The 20422-nt window shown below is 59.2% G+C and carries 24 protein-coding genes; 12 read left to right on the top strand and 12 right to left on the bottom strand.

Annotation, left to right across the window (positions count from 1 at the left end):
• Positions 1-76: 76 nt before the first annotated feature.
• Positions 77-328, bottom strand: coding sequence for an outer membrane lipoprotei OprI (gene oprI / locus ACM6IQ_RS25035; RefSeq protein ID WP_002553018.1), 252 nt, complete (start codon positions 326-328; stop codon positions 77-79).
• Positions 329-972: 644 nt separating this feature from the next.
• Here oprI and ACM6IQ_RS25030 point away from each other — a divergent pair.
• Entirely contained in the window at positions 973-1260 is a 288-nt protein-coding gene (locus ACM6IQ_RS25030; RefSeq protein ID WP_008057026.1) for a GNAT family N-acetyltransferase, read from the top strand.
• A gap of 62 nt (positions 1261-1322) precedes the next feature.
• Here ACM6IQ_RS25030 and ACM6IQ_RS25025 read toward each other — a convergent pair whose 3' ends face one another.
• Together ACM6IQ_RS25025 and ACM6IQ_RS25020 are read right to left on the bottom strand one after the other, a co-directional pair.
• Entirely contained in the window at positions 1323-2399 is a 1077-nt protein-coding gene (locus ACM6IQ_RS25025; RefSeq protein WP_017339811.1) for a 3-deoxy-7-phosphoheptulonate synthase, read from the bottom strand.
• A gap of 161 nt (positions 2400-2560) precedes the next feature.
• Entirely contained in the window at positions 2561-3004 is a 444-nt protein-coding gene (locus tag ACM6IQ_RS25020) for a PilZ domain-containing protein (RefSeq protein ID WP_017339810.1), read from the bottom strand.
• On the opposite strand from ACM6IQ_RS25020, the gene ACM6IQ_RS25015 reads away from it, so the two are divergent.
• The 5 genes from ACM6IQ_RS25015 (at position 3003) to cysB (ending at position 7119) form a co-directional block, all read left to right on the top strand.
• Entirely contained in the window at positions 3003-3389 is a 387-nt protein-coding gene (locus tag ACM6IQ_RS25015) for a thioredoxin family protein (protein ID WP_031319037.1), read from the top strand. The two genes, ACM6IQ_RS25020 and ACM6IQ_RS25015, sit on opposite strands and share 2 nt — an antisense overlap.
• Positions 3386-4342 carry a putative 2-dehydropantoate 2-reductase gene (locus ACM6IQ_RS25010; RefSeq protein ID WP_414880098.1) on the top strand — a complete coding sequence of 319 codons (957 nt, stop codon included), beginning with the start codon at positions 3386-3388 and terminating at the stop codon, positions 4340-4342. Before ACM6IQ_RS25015 ends, ACM6IQ_RS25010 begins: the two co-directional genes overlap by 4 nt.
• Positions 4343-4367: 25 nt before the next feature.
• On the top strand, positions 4368-5273 hold the full coding sequence (locus ACM6IQ_RS25005) for a 5'-nucleotidase (protein ID WP_017339807.1): 906 nt from the start codon (positions 4368-4370) through the stop codon (positions 5271-5273).
• 94 nt (positions 5274-5367) lie between these two features.
• Complete coding sequence (locus tag ACM6IQ_RS25000) at positions 5368-5871, top strand: universal stress protein (RefSeq protein WP_017339806.1); 504 nt, start codon at positions 5368-5370, stop codon at positions 5869-5871.
• Positions 5872-6144: 273 nt separating this feature from the next.
• Entirely contained in the window at positions 6145-7119 is a 975-nt protein-coding gene (gene cysB, locus ACM6IQ_RS24995) for an HTH-type transcriptional regulator CysB (RefSeq protein ID WP_008148549.1), read from the top strand.
• Positions 7120-7127: 8 nt separating this feature from the next.
• Here the strand turns inward: cysB and ACM6IQ_RS24990 are convergent, their stop codons facing one another.
• Together ACM6IQ_RS24990 and ACM6IQ_RS24985 are read right to left on the bottom strand one after the other, a co-directional pair.
• On the bottom strand, positions 7128-7610 hold the full coding sequence (locus ACM6IQ_RS24990; RefSeq protein ID WP_017339805.1) for a GreA/GreB family elongation factor: 483 nt from the start codon (positions 7608-7610) through the stop codon (positions 7128-7130).
• Positions 7611-7612: 2 nt separating this feature from the next.
• Positions 7613-8023, bottom strand: coding sequence for a hypothetical protein (locus tag ACM6IQ_RS24985; protein WP_017339804.1), 411 nt, complete (start codon positions 8021-8023; stop codon positions 7613-7615).
• Between the two features lie 124 nt (positions 8024-8147).
• Here ACM6IQ_RS24985 and earP point away from each other — a divergent pair, with 124 nt between their 5' ends.
• The gene (earP, locus tag ACM6IQ_RS24980; protein ID WP_414880097.1) at positions 8148-9290 is read left to right on the top strand and encodes an elongation factor P maturation arginine rhamnosyltransferase EarP; all 1143 of its coding nucleotides are present in this window, start codon (positions 8148-8150) and stop codon (positions 9288-9290) included.
• Between the two features lie 48 nt (positions 9291-9338).
• On the top strand, positions 9339-9908 hold the full coding sequence (locus tag ACM6IQ_RS24975; protein ID WP_007943632.1) for an elongation factor P: 570 nt from the start codon (positions 9339-9341) through the stop codon (positions 9906-9908).
• A 161-nt stretch (positions 9909-10069) separates the two neighbouring features.
• Here ACM6IQ_RS24975 and ACM6IQ_RS24970 read toward each other — a convergent pair whose 3' ends face one another.
• From ACM6IQ_RS24970 to ACM6IQ_RS24955, 4 genes are all read right to left on the bottom strand, one after another.
• The gene (locus ACM6IQ_RS24970; RefSeq protein ID WP_414880096.1) at positions 10070-11083 is read right to left on the bottom strand and encodes an alpha/beta hydrolase fold domain-containing protein; all 1014 of its coding nucleotides are present in this window, start codon (positions 11081-11083) and stop codon (positions 10070-10072) included.
• 32 nt (positions 11084-11115) lie between these two features.
• On the bottom strand, positions 11116-11535 hold the full coding sequence (locus tag ACM6IQ_RS24965) for an organic hydroperoxide resistance protein (RefSeq protein WP_017339801.1): 420 nt from the start codon (positions 11533-11535) through the stop codon (positions 11116-11118).
• A 365-nt stretch (positions 11536-11900) separates the two neighbouring features.
• Positions 11901-12362: a MarR family winged helix-turn-helix transcriptional regulator gene (locus ACM6IQ_RS24960; protein WP_031319036.1), complete on the bottom strand. Its 462-nt coding sequence runs from the start codon at positions 12360-12362 to the stop codon at positions 11901-11903.
• Between the two features lie 69 nt (positions 12363-12431).
• Positions 12432-13388 (bottom strand): LysR family transcriptional regulator, encoded by a 957-nt coding sequence (locus tag ACM6IQ_RS24955; protein WP_017339799.1) that lies wholly within the window; start codon positions 13386-13388, stop codon positions 12432-12434.
• Between the two features lie 111 nt (positions 13389-13499).
• On the opposite strand from ACM6IQ_RS24955, the gene ACM6IQ_RS24950 reads away from it, so the two are divergent.
• Positions 13500-14249 carry a sulfite exporter TauE/SafE family protein gene (locus tag ACM6IQ_RS24950; protein WP_031319035.1) on the top strand — a complete coding sequence of 250 codons (750 nt, stop codon included), beginning with the start codon at positions 13500-13502 and terminating at the stop codon, positions 14247-14249.
• On the opposite strand, the gene ACM6IQ_RS24945 is transcribed toward ACM6IQ_RS24950, so the two are convergent.
• Positions 14239-15093: a LysR substrate-binding domain-containing protein gene (locus ACM6IQ_RS24945; RefSeq protein WP_414880095.1), complete on the bottom strand. Its 855-nt coding sequence runs from the start codon at positions 15091-15093 to the stop codon at positions 14239-14241. The genes ACM6IQ_RS24950 and ACM6IQ_RS24945 overlap by 11 nt on opposite strands.
• A gap of 96 nt (positions 15094-15189) precedes the next feature.
• Between ACM6IQ_RS24945 and ACM6IQ_RS24940 the strand changes: the two genes are divergently transcribed.
• Together ACM6IQ_RS24940 and ACM6IQ_RS24935 are read left to right on the top strand one after the other, a co-directional pair.
• On the top strand, positions 15190-15405 hold the full coding sequence (locus tag ACM6IQ_RS24940) for a DUF1127 domain-containing protein (protein WP_017339796.1): 216 nt from the start codon (positions 15190-15192) through the stop codon (positions 15403-15405).
• A 64-nt stretch (positions 15406-15469) separates the two neighbouring features.
• The gene (locus ACM6IQ_RS24935; RefSeq protein WP_414880094.1) at positions 15470-16696 is read left to right on the top strand and encodes a winged helix-turn-helix domain-containing protein; all 1227 of its coding nucleotides are present in this window, start codon (positions 15470-15472) and stop codon (positions 16694-16696) included.
• Positions 16697-16807: 111 nt separating this feature from the next.
• Here the strand turns inward: ACM6IQ_RS24935 and ACM6IQ_RS24930 are convergent, their stop codons facing one another.
• Positions 16808-18154 carry a class II 3-deoxy-7-phosphoheptulonate synthase gene (locus tag ACM6IQ_RS24930; protein ID WP_017339794.1) on the bottom strand — a complete coding sequence of 449 codons (1347 nt, stop codon included), beginning with the start codon at positions 18152-18154 and terminating at the stop codon, positions 16808-16810.
• A 149-nt stretch (positions 18155-18303) separates the two neighbouring features.
• Here ACM6IQ_RS24930 and ACM6IQ_RS24925 point away from each other — a divergent pair, with 149 nt between their 5' ends.
• Positions 18304-19059 (top strand): spermidine synthase, encoded by a 756-nt coding sequence (locus ACM6IQ_RS24925; RefSeq protein WP_414880093.1) that lies wholly within the window; start codon positions 18304-18306, stop codon positions 19057-19059.
• 177 nt (positions 19060-19236) lie between these two features.
• On the opposite strand, the gene ACM6IQ_RS24920 is transcribed toward ACM6IQ_RS24925, so the two are convergent.
• On the bottom strand, positions 19237-20028 hold the full coding sequence (locus ACM6IQ_RS24920; protein WP_017339792.1) for a crotonase/enoyl-CoA hydratase family protein: 792 nt from the start codon (positions 20026-20028) through the stop codon (positions 19237-19239).
• Positions 20029-20422: the final 394 nt, after the last annotated feature.

The following is a 20422-nucleotide window of genomic DNA, read 5'->3' as shown; positions in this document are numbered from 1 at the left end:
TGGCGGGTACAAAACGACCGGCCATAAAAAAGCCGACCCAAAAATGGGTCGGCTTGATAACAATCCCGAAGGATTATTACTTGCGGCTAGCTTTGTCCAGCATGCGCAGAGCACGCTCGTTAGCTTCGTCAGCAGTCTGTTGTGCTTTTTGAGCAGCAGCCAGAGCTTCATCAGCTTTACGGTAAGCTTCGTCTGCACGAGCCTGGGAGCGAGCAGCTGCGTCTTCAGTAGCGGTCAGACGTGCTTCGGTTTCTTTCGATACGCTGCTGCAACCGGTAGCCAGAACTGCGGCCAGAGCCAGAGCAGAGAATTTCAGAACGTTGTTCATCGTGTTCCCCTTCAAGGACTTTCTATTAAGTAGCTGTCTCCTCAGAGTGAGGAAATAGCCGGCGTACATACTACCCATTACTTGTCGTAAGTAAACTGACGTAAAGCAAGAAGCCAAAAAAATTGTAGGCGTTGATTCTTTTTCGAGCAACTTTTACTTGCATTTGATTAAAAAATATCCAGCTGCAAAGCCCGCGCTGAGCGAGTTGGCACAAAAAAGTTCCCGGCAGCCGCGAGTGTTTTCACGGTCTTGGCTAAAGTCTGTCTACATGGATTCGTCTACACTTTTGTTCGGGATTTGCGGTGCACCTCTCATATCTTTCTCCTAGTTGAGGTGACTTAAAAGAAGGGCGCTCGTCTTAAGTCTCAACATCCGGCAATGTTCAGGCGATCGACCACCCGGGATCTTCGGTCGAGCACGCCCCTGCGTAACCCCGGAGCAGCACCGACCCAACCTTGCATGATGACGAGCGTACCTTGAGCATTTTCTGCCAATGGTGCCTACTATTTGATACGTGCTCGGTTGCGCGAGATCGGTGCTGTTCTTCTCGGTGTCCATTCAGGCACGGGGTGGCGTAGATGTTCCTTCGCCGGAAAAACATCGGTAAGGTAGGGGTCGGAATCAAAGACCCGCGAGGAGTAGTGATGAGTGAGGCGTTGTCCATCCACCATGACCAGGCTGGTCATCAGTTCGAGACCAATGTGGACGGTCATCGTGCCTACCTGACCTATATGGATCTCGGGAAACAGACCCTGGATATCTATCGCACGTTCGTGCCCAATGCCTTGCGTGGTCGCGGTATTGCGGCAGCCTTGACCGAGAAGGCACTGGAATACGCCGAGGAAATGGGCTACACCGTCATTCCTTCGTGTTCCTACGTGGAGCGCTACATGGAGCGTCACCAGCGGCATGCGGCCAAGCTGAGCCAGTAAAACGAACGCATAAAAAAACGCCGGGTTTATAGCCCGGCGTTTTTTTATGCGCTGAAAAGTGATCAGGTGCGGGCGCGTTTCGGCAGCACGTCCTTGAGCTTGGCATGCATGCTGCGCAAGGTGTTTTCGGTAGCGGACCAGTCGATGCAGGCATCGGTGATCGACACGCCATATTGCAGGTCGGCGAGGTCTTTCGGGATGGCCTGGCAGCCCCAGTTCAGGTGACTTTCGACCATCAACCCGATGATCGACTGGTTGCCTTCGAGGATCTGGTTGGCGACGTTTTCCATCACCAGCGGTTGCAGTGCCGGGTCCTTGTTGGAGTTGGCGTGGCTGCAGTCGACCATGATGTTCGGTTTGATCTTCGCTTTGTTCAGCGCTTGCTCGCACAGTGCGACGCTGACCGAATCGTAGTTCGGTTTGCCGTTGCCGCCGCGCAGCACCACGTGGCCATAGGCATTGCCCTTGGTGGTGACGATCGACACGCCACCTTCCTGGTTGATGCCCAGGAAACGGTGCGGGCTGGAAACCGATTGCAGGGCGTTGATCGCCACCGTCAGGCCGCCGTCGGTGCCGTTCTTGAAGCCGACGGCCGAAGACAGGCCGGAGGCCATTTCACGGTGAGTCTGGGATTCGGTGGTGCGCGCTCCGATGGCCGACCAGCTGATCAGGTCCTGCAGGTACTGCGGGGAGATCGGGTCGAGGGCTTCGGTAGCGGTCGGCAGGCCCATCTCGGCCAGGTCCAGCAGCAGCTGACGACCGATGTGCAAACCGTCCTGAATCTTGAAGGAGTCGTCCAGGTACGGGTCGTTGATCAAGCCTTTCCAGCCGACGGTGGTGCGTGGCTTCTCGAAATACACGCGCATGACCAGATACAAGGTATCGGACACTTCCGCCGCCAATACCTTCAGGCGCTCGGCGTATTCGTGGGCAGCCTTGATGTCGTGGATCGAGCACGGCCCGATGACGACGAACAGGCGGTGGTCGGTGCCATCCAGGATGTTGCGAATGACTTCGCGACCCTTGGTGACGGTGCGCAGGGCAGCGTCGCTCAGAGGGATATCACGCTTGAGCTGATCGGGAGTGATCAGCGTCTCGTTGGAGGCGACGTTTAGGTCGTTGATCGGTAAATCAGCCATCGTTTACTCGTCAGGTCACGGGTGCCGGCCGCCAGCGAACCCGCGCGGCGGAGCACAGCAAATTAAGCGCGTCGGGAGCGGAACCTTAGCGCGTTACACCGTGGCTCGACAATGGGCAGACAGCGGTTTTAGGGGCATTCGCAACGAATTGATAACGTCCCTTAATCCATCACCGCCTGTGCAAATGCCTTGCGAACCGTATCGTGGGAGAACTCGTCGGCGTGCTGCTGGACCCATTCGAGGGCCAGCGCCTGGGTTTCCTGCAGGTCGTCGTGGGCGTCATGCAGGCGACAGTAACGTTCGATCTGGCACACCTGTTCGCCCATTCGGGCACTGAACATCATCTGCTCGTCAACAAAGGCAATGCCCACCAGATAACCGTGTTTGCGTCGCAGGCACCAGGCGACGTAGCCCAGAAAACGCAAATCGGGGTTCAAGGTCGGGATGCGAACTTCCAGCGCCGTGCCGTGACGCCAGGCGCGGTGATAATTGCAAGCCATGCCCCCGAGGCTGATAGTGTGCAGCTGTTGCCGTGAAATACACTCAGGTTTGAGCAACGTTAATTCGACGGGCACATCGTCAGGATGAGGAATAAAACGTCCCATGAGCACGGACTCCATGTGTCGGCCATCTGACATTGTTTCCCCCAGTATAGTGGCCGAATCGGAACTGACCGATTTCGACGCCGACCAACGGTTGCTGGCGATGAGCGGGGTGTCGCTGGTTATATTCACCAGCGTCGGCTGTGCCAGCTGCCGTTTTGCCCGTGAGCAATTGCCAAGGCTCGATCTGCAGGTCGATCGTTTGTGCTGGATCGATGCCGGGGACAATGGCGGGGTGGTCGAGCGTTATCAGGTCTTTCATTTGCCGGCGCTGTTTGTGGTGCGCGACGGTGAGTTTTTCGGAGCAATAAAATCGCGCCTGACCAGCACCGAGCTCAATGCGGCCGTGGGGCAGGCGCTGACCAGAACAGCAGAGGAGTTGCCATGACGGGTGCAGTTGCCAGGCCGACCATCGGTATTATCGGAACCGGTGCAATCGGTGGTTTCTACGGGTTGATGCTCGCGCGTGCCGGTTTCGACGTGCATTTTCTGTTGCGCAGCGAATTCTCGGCGGTGGCCGAACGCGGGTTGCAACTCGACAGCGCGGTGCACGGTGCGCTGACCTTGAATCCGGTTCAGGCCTATTCGTCGGCCGAAGACATGCCGCCCTGCGACTGGCTGCTGGTGGGCGCGAAGACCACCAGCAATGCCGGTCTGGCGCCGGCGATCATTCAAGCGGCGGCACCGAACGCCAGGGTGCTGTTGCTGCAAAACGGCCTGGATGTCGAAGACAGTCTGCGAGCCTTGCTCCCGGATTCCCTGCACCTGCTCGGCGGACTCTGCCTGATCTGCGTCCATCGCACGGGCCCGGGTGCGATCACTCATCAGGCCCTCGGCGCGGTGAACGTCGGCTACCACAGTGGCCCCGCCACCGATGAACAGGCGCGAATGGCAATTGTCGAGGAAGGCGCCGGGTTGTTCCGCAGCGCCGGCATCGACTCCCAGGCCATGCCGAACCTGCATCAGGCGCGCTGGCAGAAACTGGTCTGGAATATCCCTTACAACGGCCTGTCGGTGCTGCTTGGCGCGGGCACCACACCGTTGATGACCGATGCCGACAGCCGGGAACTGATCAAGGCCTTGATGGCCGAAGTGGTTCAGGGCGCCAAGGCCTGTGGTCACGACATGCCGGCGGGTTACGCGGACTATCTGTTCATGATGACCGAAAAAATGCCGGACTACTGGCCGAGCATGTACCACGATTTTCTGCACAAGCGACCGTTGGAGCTGGCGGCCATTTACGCCCGGCCACTGGCGGCAGCCAAGGCCGCCGGTTGCGAACTGCCGCGAATAGAAGCGTTGTATCGCAGTTTGAGTTTTATCCATCGACGGAATACCTGAGTCGATCAACCCGAGGGGGAAGGGCATGGCAAAGACGATTGACGACAAACTGGTGCTGGCGATTTCTTCGCGCGCGTTGTTCGACCTGAGCGAAAGCCACAAGGTTTACCTGTCGAGCGGTGTCGAGGCCTATCGGCAATATCAGATCGAACACGAAGACGAAATCCTCGAGCCCGGTGATGCCTTCCCGTTGGTGGAAAAACTCCTCAGCCTCAATACCCGCCTCGGCCGCGCCAGGGTCGAAGTGATCCTGGTGTCGCGCAACAGCGCCGACACCGGGCTGCGGGTGTTCAATTCTATTCACCATTACGGACTGGCGATCTCCCGTGCGGCATTTGTCGGTGGGCGCAGCCCGTACCCGTATCTCAAAGCGTTTGGTTGCGACCTGTTTCTGTCGACCCACGCCGAAGACGTGCGCAGTGCGCTGGATGCCGGCTTCGCTGCGGCGACCATTCTGTCGGGCGGTGCCAGCCGTGCCGCGAGCGATGAATTGCGCATTGCCTTCGACGGTGACGCGGTGCTGTTTTCCGACGAGTCGGAGCGTGTTTATCAGGCGGGCGGCCTGGAGGCGTTTCAGGCCAGCGAGCGCGAAAGTGCCCGCGAGCCACTGCGCGGTGGGCCGTTCAAAGGCTTTCTCGCGGCGCTCAATCTGTTGCAGCGTGAGTTCCCGGAGGACGCCTGTCCGATCCGCACCGCGCTGGTCACCGCCCGTTCGGCGCCGGCCCATGAGCGGGTGATCCGCACGTTGCGCGAGTGGGACATTCGCCTGGATGAGTCGTTGTTCCTCGGCGGCCTGACCAAGTCCGCTTTCCTCGAAGCCTTTGCCGCCGACGTGTTTTTCGACGATCAGGCCGGCCATTGCGAGTTGGCTCGTGAGGTGGTCGCTACCGGCCATGTGCCCCATGGCATAAGCAACGAGCAAAAGGTTTAACCCCGCCGTTCAACGCGTTACGCGAGACGTCGTACTCGCCAAGGCACTGCTAAGCTGAATCAATCTCCGCCATGTTGGCACTCGAGGAGGTCATATGATTCGTTCGATGCTGTATGCCACTGACCTCGGCCTGTACGCGCCCTTAGTGATGCAGCATGCCCTGGAGCTGGCTCGAACATTCGATGCTGACTTGTATGTGGTGCACGCGGTTGAGCCGATGGGTTTGTTTGCCGAATCGGTGCTTCAGAGTTACCTCGATGAACAGGCGTTGAACGAGTTTCACAGTCAGGGCCTGAACACCGTCATTGCCAATATCGAGCAACGGGTGCTCGACAGTTTTCGTGAGGAGTTGGGGGACGAGGGGGCGCACGATCTGGACCGGATTCAGGCGGTGCGGGTGCTTCAGGGCGATCCGTCGCAGGTGATTCTCGACCAGGCGCAGAAACTCTCCGTGGATTTGTTGATCGTAGGTAGTCATAGCCATGGTGCTGGCGCGGAAACGCCTTTGGGCAGGACCGCAGCGCGGGTGTTGCAGTTGGCTCGGGTCCCGGTCTATCTGGTGCCGCTGGTGGAACGCCGTCGCCAAGGGGATCGTTAGTGTCCTGCCTCGCAAATACTGTTTCTTTTTTGACGGCGTCTGTTTCTGCCATGCTGCGTTGCCGCTCCTCGCCATAGCGGGCTATGAGTCATCGCGGCGCCTTGCCTGGCAGCAACAGCCACTCGTCAAAAGAGAAACGTATTTACGAGACAGGACACAGAACACGAATAGTGGCGTTCTGATAAAAAAGTTCTAGATTTATTCTTCAAGCCATTAATATAGTTATATACCGTCGCTGATGCCCGTGGCGTCTACCTGCTTTGAGGGATTCATATGAAGCTTCAACAACTGCGCTACATCTGGGAAGTGGCGCACCACGACCTCAACGTTTCCGCTACAGCCCAAAGCCTTTACACCTCGCAACCGGGTATCAGCAAGCAGATCCGTCTGCTGGAAGACGAATTGGGCGTCGAGGTCTTTGCTCGCAGCGGCAAGCACCTGACCCGCGTCACCCCAGCCGGCGAGCGCATCATCACCACCGCCGGCGAGATCCTGCGCAAGGTTGAAAGCATCAAGCAGATCGCCCAGGAGTTCTCCAACGAGAAGAAAGGCACCCTGTCGATCGCCACCACGCACACCCAGGCGCGTTACGCGTTGCCGCCGGTGATCAGCAATTTCATCAAGCAATACCCGGACGTTGCGCTGCACATGCACCAGGGTTCGCCGATGCAGATCGCCGAAATGGCCGCTGACGGCACCGTCGATTTCGCCATCGCCACCGAAGCCCTCGAGCTGTTCGGTGACCTGGTAATGATGCCGTGCTACCGCTGGAACCGTTGCGTGGTCGTGCCTCAGGGCCACCCGCTGACCAAGCTGTCGAAGCTGACCCTTGAAGCACTGGCCGAATACCCGATCGTGACGTACGTGTTCGGTTTCACCGGTCGTTCGAAACTCGACGAAGCCTTCAGCCATCGCGGCCTGACGCCGAAAGTGGTGTTCACCGCCGCCGACGCCGACGTGATCAAGACCTACGTTCGCCTGGGGCTGGGTGTGGGCATCGTGGCGAAAATGGCGGTTGATGCAAAACTCGACAGCGATCTGGTGATGCTCGATGCCAGCGACCTGTTCGAGTCCAGCATCACCAAAATCGGTTTCCGTCGCGGTACCTTCCTGCGTGGCTTCATGTGCGACTTCATCGAGAAATTCGCCCCGCACCTGACCCGCGAAGTCATGGCCAAAGCCATTCAGTGCCACAACAAGCAGGAACTGGAAGAGCTGTTCGACGGCGTCGAACTGCCCGTTCACTAATCTACGGTTTACACCACCTCGGTGACAGAAAACTGTTGCCGAGCGCCCGCCACCAGAATCTCCACCTCGTCCCCTTCGAACTTGCCCAGCAGGCTTTTGCCCAGCGGTGAGCGAGGGGTGATGACGGTAATCCATTGCCCGACAAGATCGACCTTCAAGCCTGCCGCGTCGGGGGCCAGAAACAGCCATTGTTCACGACCCTTTTCGTCTTCCAGACCCAGCAGGGCGCCGACTTCGATGCCGCGTTGATCGTCGTAAGGCCGTAGCGTCAGGCTCTGGCACAGCGCCAGCGATTGCCTGATTTCCTCGACCCGTTTCGCCTGCCCGGCCGCCAGGTATGACGCCTCCAGTCCCAAGGTGTCGTACTTGTTTTCGGCGATGTTTTCTTCGTGGGTCGCCGTTTCGTACGCGGTTTGCGCGGCACGTTCGGCGATGTCGAGATCGACTCGCAGCTTGTCGAGAATCAATTGGTGGACGGCTTGTTTATTCATGGTCAATCGCAGAATTGCAGAACGTTGGCGCGGCTTTTTTCGCTTGGCGCGGTCTGGTCCTGCTGCAGCCAGAACTGGCATTTCGGATTGGCCAGATTGCGGCGGGTGCTGCGGGCCTGATCCAGTCGTTGCTGCTGTTCGTTCTTGCGCAGGTTCTCTTCGTATTGGTCGAACAGCGGGCTCTGGGGTGGAATGTCCGGAACCGGTTGCGCGACCACAGGTGGTTTCGCCAGTTGCTCTATCGCTTGCGCGACCGGCGCCAATTGCTCGTTGAACAACAGTCGGGAAGCGAGCCAGCAGGTCAGCGCAATAGCCAGGAATCCCAGCCACAATCCGAGGGCAATGCTGCCGGTCAGTTGCAGGGCATTGAGCTGAATCGGCAAGCGGCGGCGCGGGTTGGGGCGGTAGGGCATGACTGCCTCCTGGCGGGTGGTCGCGGGCGAGTGGCGATTGTCGCATGAAGATTAATCGCCGTCGGCTCTTCTGCACGGAGTAATTTATGCGGACAATCGGCGCCTTTGCCAACGGGAGCCTGGAATGCCTCAATTGAAAACCCGCTGGGATATTTTTTGCGCCGTGGTCGACAACTTTGGCGACATCGGCGTGACCTGGCGCCTGGCCCGACAACTGGTCACCGAGCATTCGCTGGCGGTGCGTTTGTGGGTCGACGACTTGCGGGCCTTCGAGCGACTCTGTCCGCAGATCGACATCCATGTCGCGCAGCAATGGCAGGACGGTGTCGAAGTCCGGCAATGGCCAGCCGACTGGTTACCCACCGACGCCGCCGATGTGGTGATCGCCGCATTCGCCTGCCAGCTGCCGAGCGGCTACATGGACGCCATGGCCGCGCGGGAAAAGCCGCCGTTGTGGATGAACCTTGATTACCTGAGTGCTGAAGACTGGGTTATCGGCTGCCACGGTTTGCCGTCGGTAAAATACAAAAGTGTGCAGAAGTACTTTTTCTTTCCGGGTTTCCAGAAGGGCACCGGTGGCTTGCTGCGTGAAAGCGGATTGCTCGAGCGACGCCGGCAATTTCAGCAAAGCCCCGAGGCTCAGCGAAAATTCCTGCAAGGGTTAGGGATTGATCGCGCGCCAGGTGCACAGCTGATCTCGCTGTTCGCCTATGAGAATAGCGGCCTGGCGAGCTGGCTGGATGTGATGGCTGCCGATTCGACACCGACGCATCTGTTGGTGCCCGAAGGGCGGATTCTGGGTGATGTCGAGCGTTGGCTCGGTGTCGAGGGATTGGCGGCGGGCGCCGTGCATGTGCGCGAGGCCTTGACCGTGCAAGTGCTGCCGTTCGTCCGACAGGAGCAATACGATCACCTGCTCTGGTGCTGCGATTTCAATGCTGTGCGCGGCGAAGATTCGTTTGTCCGCGCTCAGTGGGCGGGCCGGCCACTGCTCTGGCACATCTATCGGCAGGACGAAGACATTCACCTGGACAAGCTCGAAGCGTTCCTGACGCTGTACACAAAAGGCCTGTCTGCGCCCGCCCGCGAGGCGATCAGCGGTCTTTGGCGTGCGTGGAATGCCGGGCATGATATGTCGGGTCACTGGCTGACAACCCGTGAACACTGGCCGGAACTGCAAAAACATGCCGAAGCGTGGTGTCTGGAACAAGCCTTGCAGGCAGATCTTGCCGCGGCGCTGGTACAGTTTTACCTAAATTGGATATGATACGCGGCCTAGATTTTTGTAAATCCCATCCAAATTCGGATATTCGCAATGAAAACTGGTAAAGAACTGAAACCCGGTACCGTGATCCGTCTCGAAAACGATCCTTGGCTGGTTCAGAAAGCTGAATTCACCAAGTCTGGTCGTAACAGCGCGATCATGAAGACCAAGCTGAAAAACCTGCTGACCGGTTACAAGACCGAGATCGTTTACAGCGCCGACGACAAACTGGACGACGTAATCCTCGACCGCAAAGAAGCGACCCTGTCCTTCATCAGCGGCGACACCTACACGTTCATGGACACCACCGACTACACCATGTACGAGCTGAACGCTGAAGACATCGAAGCCGTTCTGCCTTTCGTTGAAGAAGGCATGACCGATGTTTGCGAAGCGATCTTCTTCGAAGAGCGTCTGGTTTCCGTAGAACTGCCGACCACTATCGTGCGTCAGGTTGACTACACCGAAGGTTCCGCTCGCGGCGACACTTCCGGCAAGGTGATGAAGCCTGCCAAACTGAAGAACGGTACCGAGCTGTCGGTTGCTGACTTCATCGAAATCGGCGACATGATCGAGATCGATACCCGCGAAGGCGGTTCCTACAAAGGCCGTGCTAAATAAGCACCGCTTCAGGAATGAAAAGCCCGACCATTGAGTCGGGCTTTTTTGTGGCCGAATATCAAGATCAAAAGATCGCAGCCTTCGGCAGCTCCTGCATGAGTTTTGTATTCCCTTGCAGGAGCTGCCGAGTGAAACGAGGCTGCGATCTTTTGCTTTTTGCTTTATTTCAGGTGTTGCTTAAGCTCTTCAGACGCTTGCAACATCGCCGAACGCACCGCAGGCACCTGGCTCACCACATTCAACAAGCCGTAGTCGTGAATGATGCCGTTGTAGCGAACCGCCGTCACCGGCACGCCGGCCTCGTCGAGTTTTCGGGCGTAGGCCTCACCTTCATCGCGCAGCACATCGGCGCCGGCTGTTTGCACCAGCGCAGGTGGCAAGCCTTTGAGCTGGGCAGTGGTCGCGCGCAGTGGCGAAGCGTAGATCTCGTTACGTTGCTTGGCGTCAGTGGTGTAGTTGTCCCAGAACCACTTCATCATGTTCTTGGTGAGGAAGTGCCCCTCGGCAAACTGGTTGTAAGACGCCGTTTCAAAGTTTGCGTCCGTCACCGGCCACAGCAGCACCTGGAACCTGATCGCCGGGGTGCCTTTGTCTTTGGCCATCAGCGCAACCACGGCCGCCATGTTGCCGCCGACGCTGTTGCCGGCCACGGCCAGGCGCTTGCCGTCGACATTGATTTCTTTACCGTGCTCAGCCACCCACTGGGTCGCGGCATAAGCCTGGTTGATCGCCACCGGGTAATGCGCTTCCGGCGAAGGGGTGTAATTGACGAACACCGCCGCCGCCCCCGAACCCGTGACCAGATCCCGAACCAGGCGTTCGTGGGTCGGGAAATCCCCCAGCACCCAGCCGCCGCCGTGGAAGAACATGAACACCGGCAGCTCGCCTTTCACCCCGGCCGGACGGACGATGGTCAGGCTGATGGGTTGGCCGTCGACTTGAATGGTCTTCTGGCTGACGTCCGCTTTTGGCAGCGTCAATTCCACCCCGGCTTGCGCGCCGACCAAGATGGCCCGGGCATCTTTCGGTGAAAGCTGTTCCATCGGTTTGCCGGTGCCGGCATTCAGAACATCGAGGAACGCCTGGGTGTTGTGCTCAACCCCGTCGCCCGCGAATGCACTGTGGATGGACAGGGCGAGAAGGGTACCGGTCAAGACTTTGCTGAAAGTGTTCATGTTCGTTTCCTGTTTGGTCTAGGAATCAGCAGTTAGACGGTAACGTGCAGGCGCACATCGACGTTGCCACGGGTGGCGTTGGAGTACGGGCAGACCTGGTGGGCAGCATCGACCAGGGATTGCGCATCGGCTTGTTCAAGACCTGGCAGGCTGACGTGCAGATCGATGTCCAGACCGAAACCACCAGGAATCTGGCCGATACCGACATGGGCGGTGATCGATGCGTCGGCCGGGATGCTGCGTTTGGTCTGGCTGGCGACGAATTTCAGCGCGCCGATGAAGCAGGCCGAGTAACCGGCGGCGAACAGTTGTTCAGGGTTGGTGGCTGCGCCGCCAGCACCGCCGAGTTCTTTCGGGGTAGCGAGTTTGACGTCGAGGATGTTATCGCTGGAAACCGCACGACCGTCACGGCCACCAGTGGAAGTTGCGATTGCGGTGTAGAGAGTTTGCATGGTGTACGCCTCGTTTGGATTTGTTTGTTTGCGCTAAATGTTTGCGCGCTAAGTAAGTGCGAGGTGAATGTATCGCGCTAATATTTTGCGCGCAAGATAAATTTTGAAAAAAGTTTGGCGAGCGTGGTGAGGCCCGGGAGTGATTGCCGGCAAGACTATTGAATTAGAGCGGTTCAGGCAGGATTTTCGGGCAGTAAATTTTTTCGAGGCGAGGGGCAGATGAAGCGGAGTCCCGAGGTCACCACAAAAAAAATGTGGGAGCGGGCTTGCTCGCGAATGTGGTGTGTCAGTCAACACATGTGCTGAATGTCACACCGCATTCGCGAGCAAGCCCGCTCCCACATGGATGTGTGATGGTTTGAAGATTACAGGCTGTCTTGCAGATTGCTCCGCAGCACTTGCAGCTCTGCCTGCAGTTTCTGCAGTCTCTCCAGCGTCATCCCGCTGGCGCCGAGGATGCACTGGGGAACTCCGCGAGCCTTGTCCCGCAAGGCGCGACCCTGTTCGGTGAGTTCGACAATCACAACTCGCTCGTCTTCGCGGCTGCGGGTGCGGCTGAGCAAGCCTTCGGCTTCCAGGCGTTTGAGCAGTGGCGTCAGTGAGCCAGGATCGGTCAGCAGGCGCGTGCTGATTTCGCCTACGGTCAAACCGTCCTGTTCCCACAACACCATCATCGCCAGGTATTGCGGATAGGTCAGGCCCAGCGCTTGCAACAGCGGCTTGTAGACCTTGGTCATCAGCAGCGAGGTGGAATGCAGGGCGAAGCAGGCCTGATTATCCAGCAGCAGGGCGTCGCAGTTATCGGAGGTGTTGCGCTCGGTGTTCATTTCGAAGCCTTGATCAGTGATCGTCATAAATCTAGCGGGCGAATCTTTAATGCGCCAGACAATTCTGGACTAGTGCCGGTCCAGGTCGGTTTGCAGCGCCAGGTCCCATGGCGGAATCGGACTGAAGCGGGTTTTCAGGTATTCCAGCAACAAACGACTGCGGGAATTGGGCTGCTGCTCCAGGCGCAAGGCATAGATGCCGGTGGTGTCCGAAGGTGGCAGACCATTTTCGCAAAACAGGGGCAGTAGCTCACCACGCAACAAATATTCGCTGGTCAGCCAGGTCGGCAGATGCGCGACACCCAACCCGGCCAATGCCCCGCAGGCCAGCGCCTCGGCATTGTTGGCGCTCATGCGGATGCGCGACGGGCGGTGCGTTTGCATTTGCCCATCCCGCTCGAAACGCCAGGCGAAGGGTGGGGCGAGGCCATCCCAGTCGAGGCCGTCGTGTTCAATCAACTGCGCCGGGTCGGTCGGTACGCCGCGACGCTTCAGATAGTCGGGGCTGGCGCAGGCGATGCGCACCATGCTCGCCAGCGGTGTGGCTACCAGTCGGGTGTCGGCCATTTGCCCGGTACGCAGCACCAGATCAACCTTGCCCAGGTTCAAACCCTGCATGTCGACAAAACTGTCGATCAAGTGCAGTTGCACATCGAGACCGGGGTAGAGCACCAGAAAATCAGCGATCACCGGCGCCAGGTGCCGCCGGCCGAACGCGGCGGGGGCGTCGATCCGTATCAGGCCTTCCGGCGCACTGCTCAGGGACACCGCTTCGGCCCGCGCCAGTTGCAGTTCGGCCACAATCCGCCGCGCCCGTTCGGCGAATGCCAACCCGGCCGGCGTCGCGCGCACGGCATGGGTACTGCGGATAAACAACTGGCTGCCGACGGCGTTTTCCAGGCTGTCGATGCGCCGCGCCACGGCCGACGGTGTCAGCGGATAACGGCGGGATGCGCCGGAGAAACTGCCGGTTTCCAGTACATCGAGGAACAGGCCCAGTTGTTCGGTTAACTGATTGGGGTTCATGGCGTAGTCAGTGCTTATGCAAAGTTGGCACAGCCATTGTGCGTTGCTATGCGTTTCCCCGCCAGCGCCGACTGCGTAGGATGGATCGCCTGAGATGAGAGGACATTGGCCGTGATTGAATTTTTGATGTATCTGGTATTCGGTGCCGCCCTGGGAACCCTGGGCGGGTTGTTTGGGATTGGCGGAGGGCTGATCGCCATTCCGTTGCTGGGGGTGTTGTTCGGGCTCGATCAGCAGATTGCCCAAGGCACTGCGCTGGTCATGGTGGTGCCGAATGTGATGCTGGCGCTGTGGCGCTATCACCAGCGCAATAAAATCGAGTTGCGTCACGCGCTGCCGCTGGCGTCGATGGGTTTTTGCTTTGCGTGGATCGGGTCGATCTGGGCGGTGGGCATCGATGCGGAAACCATGCGCGTAGGATTTGTCGCATTCCTGATCGCACTGTCGGCCTACAACCTGGTGCGAATGTTCTACGCCAATGTATCGGTCAGTTCGCAGATGAATTACTCATGGCCATGGCTGGGCGTGCTCGGCGCGGCTTCCGGGACCATGGGTGGATTGTTCGGTGTGGGTGGGGCGGTAGTGGCAACGCCCGTGCTGACCAGCCTGTTCGGCACCAGCCAGGTGGTTGCCCAAGGCTTGTCGCTGGCACTGGCGTTACCCAGCACGGGCGTCACGCTGGTGACTTATGCCGTGCATCATCAAGTGGACTGGATGATCGGTGTGCCGTTGGCCATCGGCGGTCTGCTGAGCATCAGTTGGGGCGTGAAGATCGCCCACACCATACCGGAGCGGCTGCTGCGCGCGCTGTTCTGTGGCTTCCTGGTGCTGTGTGCGGTGATGCTCGCCTTTAAAGTTTGAACCCTTCGACGATGTGTTCGGCCAGGCACTCGGTAATCGGCGACGGGTTGTGCAGGTTGCGCACCAGCATGATGCTCGCCTCGGGCAAAATCGGCAGATCTTCGGCTTCACCGAGAATGCGCATGTCGGGGGTGATCAGGCTTTCCAGTTGTGCGGTCACGGCCAGGCCGGCACTCACCACCGCCATGATCGCCGACAGGCTTGAACTGTTGTAGGCCACGCGATAATCGCGGCCCATGGCATCGAGGGCATTGCAGGCCCATAAACGGCAGAAGCAATCGCTGTTGAACATCGCCAGCGGCAGCGGCGTTTGCTCATGGGCACTGAAGCATTGCGCTTCGGCCCAGACAAAACGTTCCTTGCGCAGCAGTTGCCCGATCTCGTTGCCCGGCTCACGGGTGACGATGGACAGGTCCAGGTCCTGGCGCAGCAGCAATTGTTTTGATGATTCACAGTGGACTTCGATCTGGATCAGCGGATACGACTGGGCAAATCGCCGCAGGATGCCCGGCAAAAAACGCATCACGTAATCGTCGGGTGTGCCGATGCGTACCATGCCGACCATGTGCGGTTCGCGCAACGTGTTGAACACTTCGCTGTGCAGCTTGAGGATGCGCCGCGCGTAGCCCAGCAACACCTGGCCTTCAGCGGTGAGGCGCACCTGACGGCCGTCGCGCTGAAACAACTGGCGCTGCAACACATCCTCTTCCAGCCGTTTCATCTGCATGCTCACGGCGGACTGCGTGCGATTCACCAGCTCGCCGGCGCGGGTAAAGCCGCCCTGATCGGCGATGGCAACGAAGGTGCGCAGCACTTCGGTATCGATACTTGGGAAGGCGGACATTGATCAATCTCCGAGATGTATTGCATCAGAAACATTCGTTGGATTGATCTTAGCTCCGGCGCGACACTTGAGCCATCCCAAACGGAGGGCAACAAGATGAAAGGTCAAAAAGGCTATGTCGAAGTAGAAAAACATTCCATCCATGTGGTGACAGATCTGTTGCACAAAATCAGTCGCTGGTACGAATTGCACCGTGAACGCGAGTTGTTGGCGGGCATGAGCGACGAAGCGCTGAAGGACATAGGGCTCAGTCGTGCGGATGTCGAGCACGAAACCATCCGCCCATTCTGGGATGACCCGATGCACAAATGAGTAACCCACAACTACACAAACCGTCTCCCGGTAAGGTAGGTTGCGAGCAGACAAGGAGATGTTCATGCCCGCAACGCTGTCCTTTTCCATCAAACAGGCTCGACGCCTGGCGCTGGCCGCCCAAGGGTTCAATGGGCGCCAGCCGCCGGCGACGATCAAAGCGGTCCAGCTCAATCGCCTGATCGAGCGGCTGGGCATTTTGCAGATCGACTCGGTCAATGCGTTGGTGCGTTCGCACTACCTTCCCTTGTTTTCCCGCCTCGGCAACTACTCATCCGACTTGCTCGACCAGGCTGCCTGGAGTTCGGGCCGTCGACGCACGTTGTTCGAATACTGGGGCCATGAAGCCTCGTTGCTGCCCCTGTCGATGTACCCGTTGATGCGCTGGCGCATGCGGCGGGCGACCCGGGGTGAAGATATCTATCAGCAACTGGCGCGATTCGGGCGTGAGCAGCAGGACACCATTCGCCGTGTGCTGGCCTCGGTTCAGGAGCTCGGCGCGCTGGGTGCCGGGAGTCTGTCGACGCGCCAGGAGCGGGCAGGACCTTGGTGGGACTGGAGCGCGGAAAAGCATGCGCTGGAGTGGTTGTTCGCCGCTGGTGAGGTGACCGTGGCTGGGCGACGTGGATTCGAGCGACTTTATGATTTGCCGGAGCGGGTCATTCCCTCCGCGATTCTGCAGCAGCCGTTGCTCTCGGAGGACGAGGCCCAGCGCGGGCTGTTGCTGCATGCCGCGAATGCTTTGGGGGTGGCGACGGAGAAGGACTTGCGCGACTACTTTCGCCTGAGCCCCGGTGATGCGCGTCCCCGCTTGGCAGAATTGGTGGAAACGGGGCAATTGCTGACTTGCGAGGTTCAGGGTTGGCGGCAACCGGCATTTTGCCTGCCGGAGCCCAAAGTGCCGCGCAAGGTCGAAGCCAGCGCCTTGCTTTCACCGTTCGACTCGCTCATCTGGGAGCGCAGTCGCACCGAGCGCTTGTTCGATTTTCGCTATCGGTTGGAGATCTACACGCCGCCGGACAAGCGGGTCTACGGCTATTACGTGCTGCCTTTTTTACACAACGAGCGGATTGCCGCACGGGTGGATTTGCGCGCGGAACGGGCATTGGGGCGGCTCGCAGTGCATGCTGTGCATGAGGAAGAAGCGGGGCTGGACGAGGAGGGGATGCTGGCGTTGGCGGTCAATTTGCGGCGGATGGCGGATTGGTTGGGGTTGGAGCGGGTTCAGTTGAATTGTCCGCGGGCGAGTGCGGCGCGGTTGCGGGTGGCATTGGCACAGATAGATGGGTGACTAATCTGGGCTAATCGCCAGCAGGCTGGCTCCCACAATGGATCTGTGTCGTACACAAAACCATGTGGGAGCTAGCCTGCTAGCGATAGCGGTACATCAGGCGATCAAAAACTACCGTCGAACCTGCTTCAAAGTTTCGGCAATCAAAAACGCCAGCTCCAGTGACTGATCAGCATTCATTCGCGGATCACAATGGGTGTGATACCGGTCCGACAACCCGTCCTCGGTAATCGGCCGCGCACCGCCAATGCACTCGGTGACATTCTGCCCGGTCATCTCGATATGGATGCCACCGGCATAACTGCCTTCCGCTTCGTGAACCTGGAAGAACTGCTTCACCTCGCCAAGAATCTGCGCAAAGTCGCGGGTCTTGTAGCCGCTGCTGGCCTTGATGGTGTTGCCGTGCATCGGGTCGGAACTCCAGAGCACCTGTTTGCCTTCACGTTGCACTGCGCGGATCAGTGCCGGCAAGTGATCGCCGACTTTGTTCGCGCCCATTCGCGCGATCAGGTTCAAGCGGCCTGGATCGTTGTCCGGGTTGAGCACGTCGATCAGGCGGATCAGGTCTTCCGGGTTCATGCTCGGGCCGACCTTGACCCCGATCGGGTTGTTCACCCCACGCAGGAATTCGACGTGCGCACCGTCCAGTTGGCGGGTACGGTCGCCGATCCACAGCATGTGCGCCGAGCAGTCGTAGTAATCGTTGGTCAGGCTGTCGCGACGCACGAAGGCTTCTTCGTAGTTCAGCAGCAGCGCTTCGTGGGCGGTGAAGAAACTGGTTTCGCGCAATTGCGGCGAACTGTCCATGCCACAGGCGCGCATGAAGGCCAGGGTTTCATCGATGCGGTCGGCGAGGTGGCTGTATTTTTCCGCCAGCGCCGAGTTGGCGATGAAGTCCAGGTTCCACTTGTGAACTTGATGCAGGTCGGCAAAACCGCCCTGGGCAAAGGCGCGCAGCAGGTTCAGGGTGGCGGTGGACTGGTGGTATGACTGGAGTAGCCGCTCCGGATCCGGAACGCGGCTTTTTTCGTCGAAACCGATGCCGTTGACGATATCGCCCCGGTAGGCCGGCAGGGTCACGCCGTCGATGGTTTCGTCGTTGGCCGAGCGCGGCTTGGCGAACTGGCCGGCCATGCGCCCGACCTTGACCACCGGGCAGCCGGCGGCGAAGGTCATGACGATCGCCATTTGCAGCAGCACTTTGAAGGTGTCGCGGATTTTCGCGGCGGAGAACTCGGCGAAGCTTTCGGCGCAGTCGCCGCCCTGCAACAGAAATGCGCGACCCTGTGTCACTTCGGCAAACTGACGGCGCAATTCCCGGGCTTCACCGGCAAACACCAGCGGCGGATAGCTGGCCAGGGTTTGCTCGACGTGCAGCAAATGTGCCGCGTCGGGATAAACAGGTTGTTGCTGGATCGGCAGGGCGCGCCAGCTGTCAGGGCTCCAGGGTTGGCTCATCACGGTCTCGGTTGTTTTACGCTCGGGTGTTCATGTTATCAGCAAATTAGTGCGTGACCTGTTCCCGTCGCTTCGCGGACAATCGCGCTTTTGCCGCCTCATGTTGCGGTGTACTACGTTGCCGGGCCTGGTAACGATCAGGAGACGAAATGACTGAGGAGCGCGTCGAGCATCTGCTCGCCGAGGTACAGGACGAGTTCGGTGTGATTCGTGTGCTGGAAGTGGCCGATTACCGTTTTCTCGAGTTCGGTGATGCCATCGAACAAAGCTGTGTGTTCACCGCCGACCCGAGCTGGCTCGAATACGATTACACCCGGGCAATGCTTGTTGGTGCGTTGTGTCACGGGCAGCCGGAAAGCGCGCTGTTCCTCGGCCTCGGTGCCGGCACGTTGACCCAGGCCTGCCTGAAATTCCTGCCGCTGGAAGATGTCGAGGCCATCGAACTGCGCCCCGACGTGCCGCGCCTGGCCATCGAATACCTTGGGCTGGATGACGATCCTCGACTGTACATCCGGGTTGGCGATGCACTGGAATTGCTGGCGACGGCAGAGCCGGCGGACCTGATTTTCGTCGACCTCTATACCGATGTCGGGCCGGGTGTCGGGCACCTGGCCTGGAGTTTTCTGGAAAATTGTCAGAAACGCCTGAATCCGGGCGGTTGGCTGGTGATCAATCAATGGGCCACCGACGACGGCAAACCATTGGGCGCGGCGTTGTTGCGCGGGCTTTATCATCGGCATTACTGGGAGCTGCCGGTGAAGGAGGGCAATGTGATTCTGATTGTGCCTTCGGAACTGGATCAGGACCTGGACATGGACGGATTGGTTGCGCGGGCCGAAGAGCTGGCGCCGCGGTTGGGGTATTCGTTGCAGTCGCTGATCAAGGCGATTCGCCCGGCGAGCTGATGCGGGTGTGATCACTTGTGGCGAGGGGATTTATCCCCGTCCGACCGCGAAGCGGTCGCAAAGTCGGCGAATGTGGTCTGCCTGAATGGCCATGGCGCTGGTTTTGGGGCTGCTTCGCAGCCCAACGGGGATAAATCCCCTCACCACAGAAGCTCCCTCGCCACAAAAGCCGTCTTGTCAGCAGCCTTTGAACACGCCGGGCCGCTTCTCGATCATCGACCGCACACCTTCCTTCGCATCCTCACTCGCCAACAGCTTCTTCACCAGCGCCGGCAATCCCTGCGCCGCCGCGGTTTCCCCTTCATAACGTGCCTGCCGCGCCGACATCAGCGTCGCCTGAACCCCCAGCGGTGCCTGCCGGGCAATCCGCTCAGCCAGTTCAATCGCCCGCGGCAACAAATCCTCGCTGGCCATGACTTCCTGCACCAGGCCCAAGTGCAGCGCATCATGGGCATCGAACTCATCGCCGGTCAGCAGCCAGCGCATGGCGTTGCCCCAGCCTGCAACCTGATGCAGGCGCAACGTCGCGCCGCCAAACGGGAAGATCCCGCGTTGGACTTCTTTCTGGGCGAATCGGGTGTTGCTGGCACACAGGTTGATATCGGCGGCCAGCATCAGCTCGATACCGATGGTCAGGCAATAACCTTGTGCGGCGACGATCACCGGTTTGCTGACGCGCGGACCTGCAAACACCCCCCACGGATCGCACCCTCCGGGCGGCACCTGCCAGCCTTCGGCCAGCGCTGCGCTGGCATTGACCAGGTCGAGCCCGGCAGTGAAATGCTCGCCATGGCCGAACACCACCGCCACCCGCGCCTCGCTGTCGGCCTCGAATTCGCCGTAGGCCAGGCTGAGGGCATTGAGCAGGTCGAGATCGAAGGCGTTGCGCTTGGCCACCCGATCCAGGCCGATCAACAGGACATGGCCGTGCCGTTCGCAGGTCACACGGCTGGTAACGGGTTGATTCATCACGCAATTCCTCGAGCGGGAAGGGGTTTGAGACTGCAGGACTGCGTCACAAGGGGGAACCGTTTTAGCGCCATCGCCAGCAGGGCCGGGCCTTTGAAAAATAGACTGCTGCACGATTATCTGCAAAGCCTGTGACATAACGGTGTATGCGTCAGATTTCCGACAAATAATGCTCCCTTTTTGGGCGAATTCCGGTATAGTGCGCGCCGGCCTTTAACCGGGCCGCGTTTAGGTAGCGCAATTCCCCGAAGTCAGCTTCGGCTGCACGTCCGCACAGCGGACTCTCCCTTGACGAATCTTTTTCATTCATTCGTTTTCGCAAATCCCCGCCGACAAAGCAGCCAGGGCGACTCTTGAGTCTTACACGGCATGCGCAGCTTTGGAGCATGGGTCT

Origin of the sequence: Pseudomonas sp. IT-P100, assembly GCF_949767185.1 — a bacterium.
Taxonomy (GTDB): Bacteria; Pseudomonadota; Gammaproteobacteria; order Pseudomonadales; family Pseudomonadaceae; genus Aquipseudomonas; species Aquipseudomonas fluorescens_B.
Note: the sequence above shows the minus strand (reverse complement) of the source record. Positions and strands in the feature narration are given on the sequence as shown.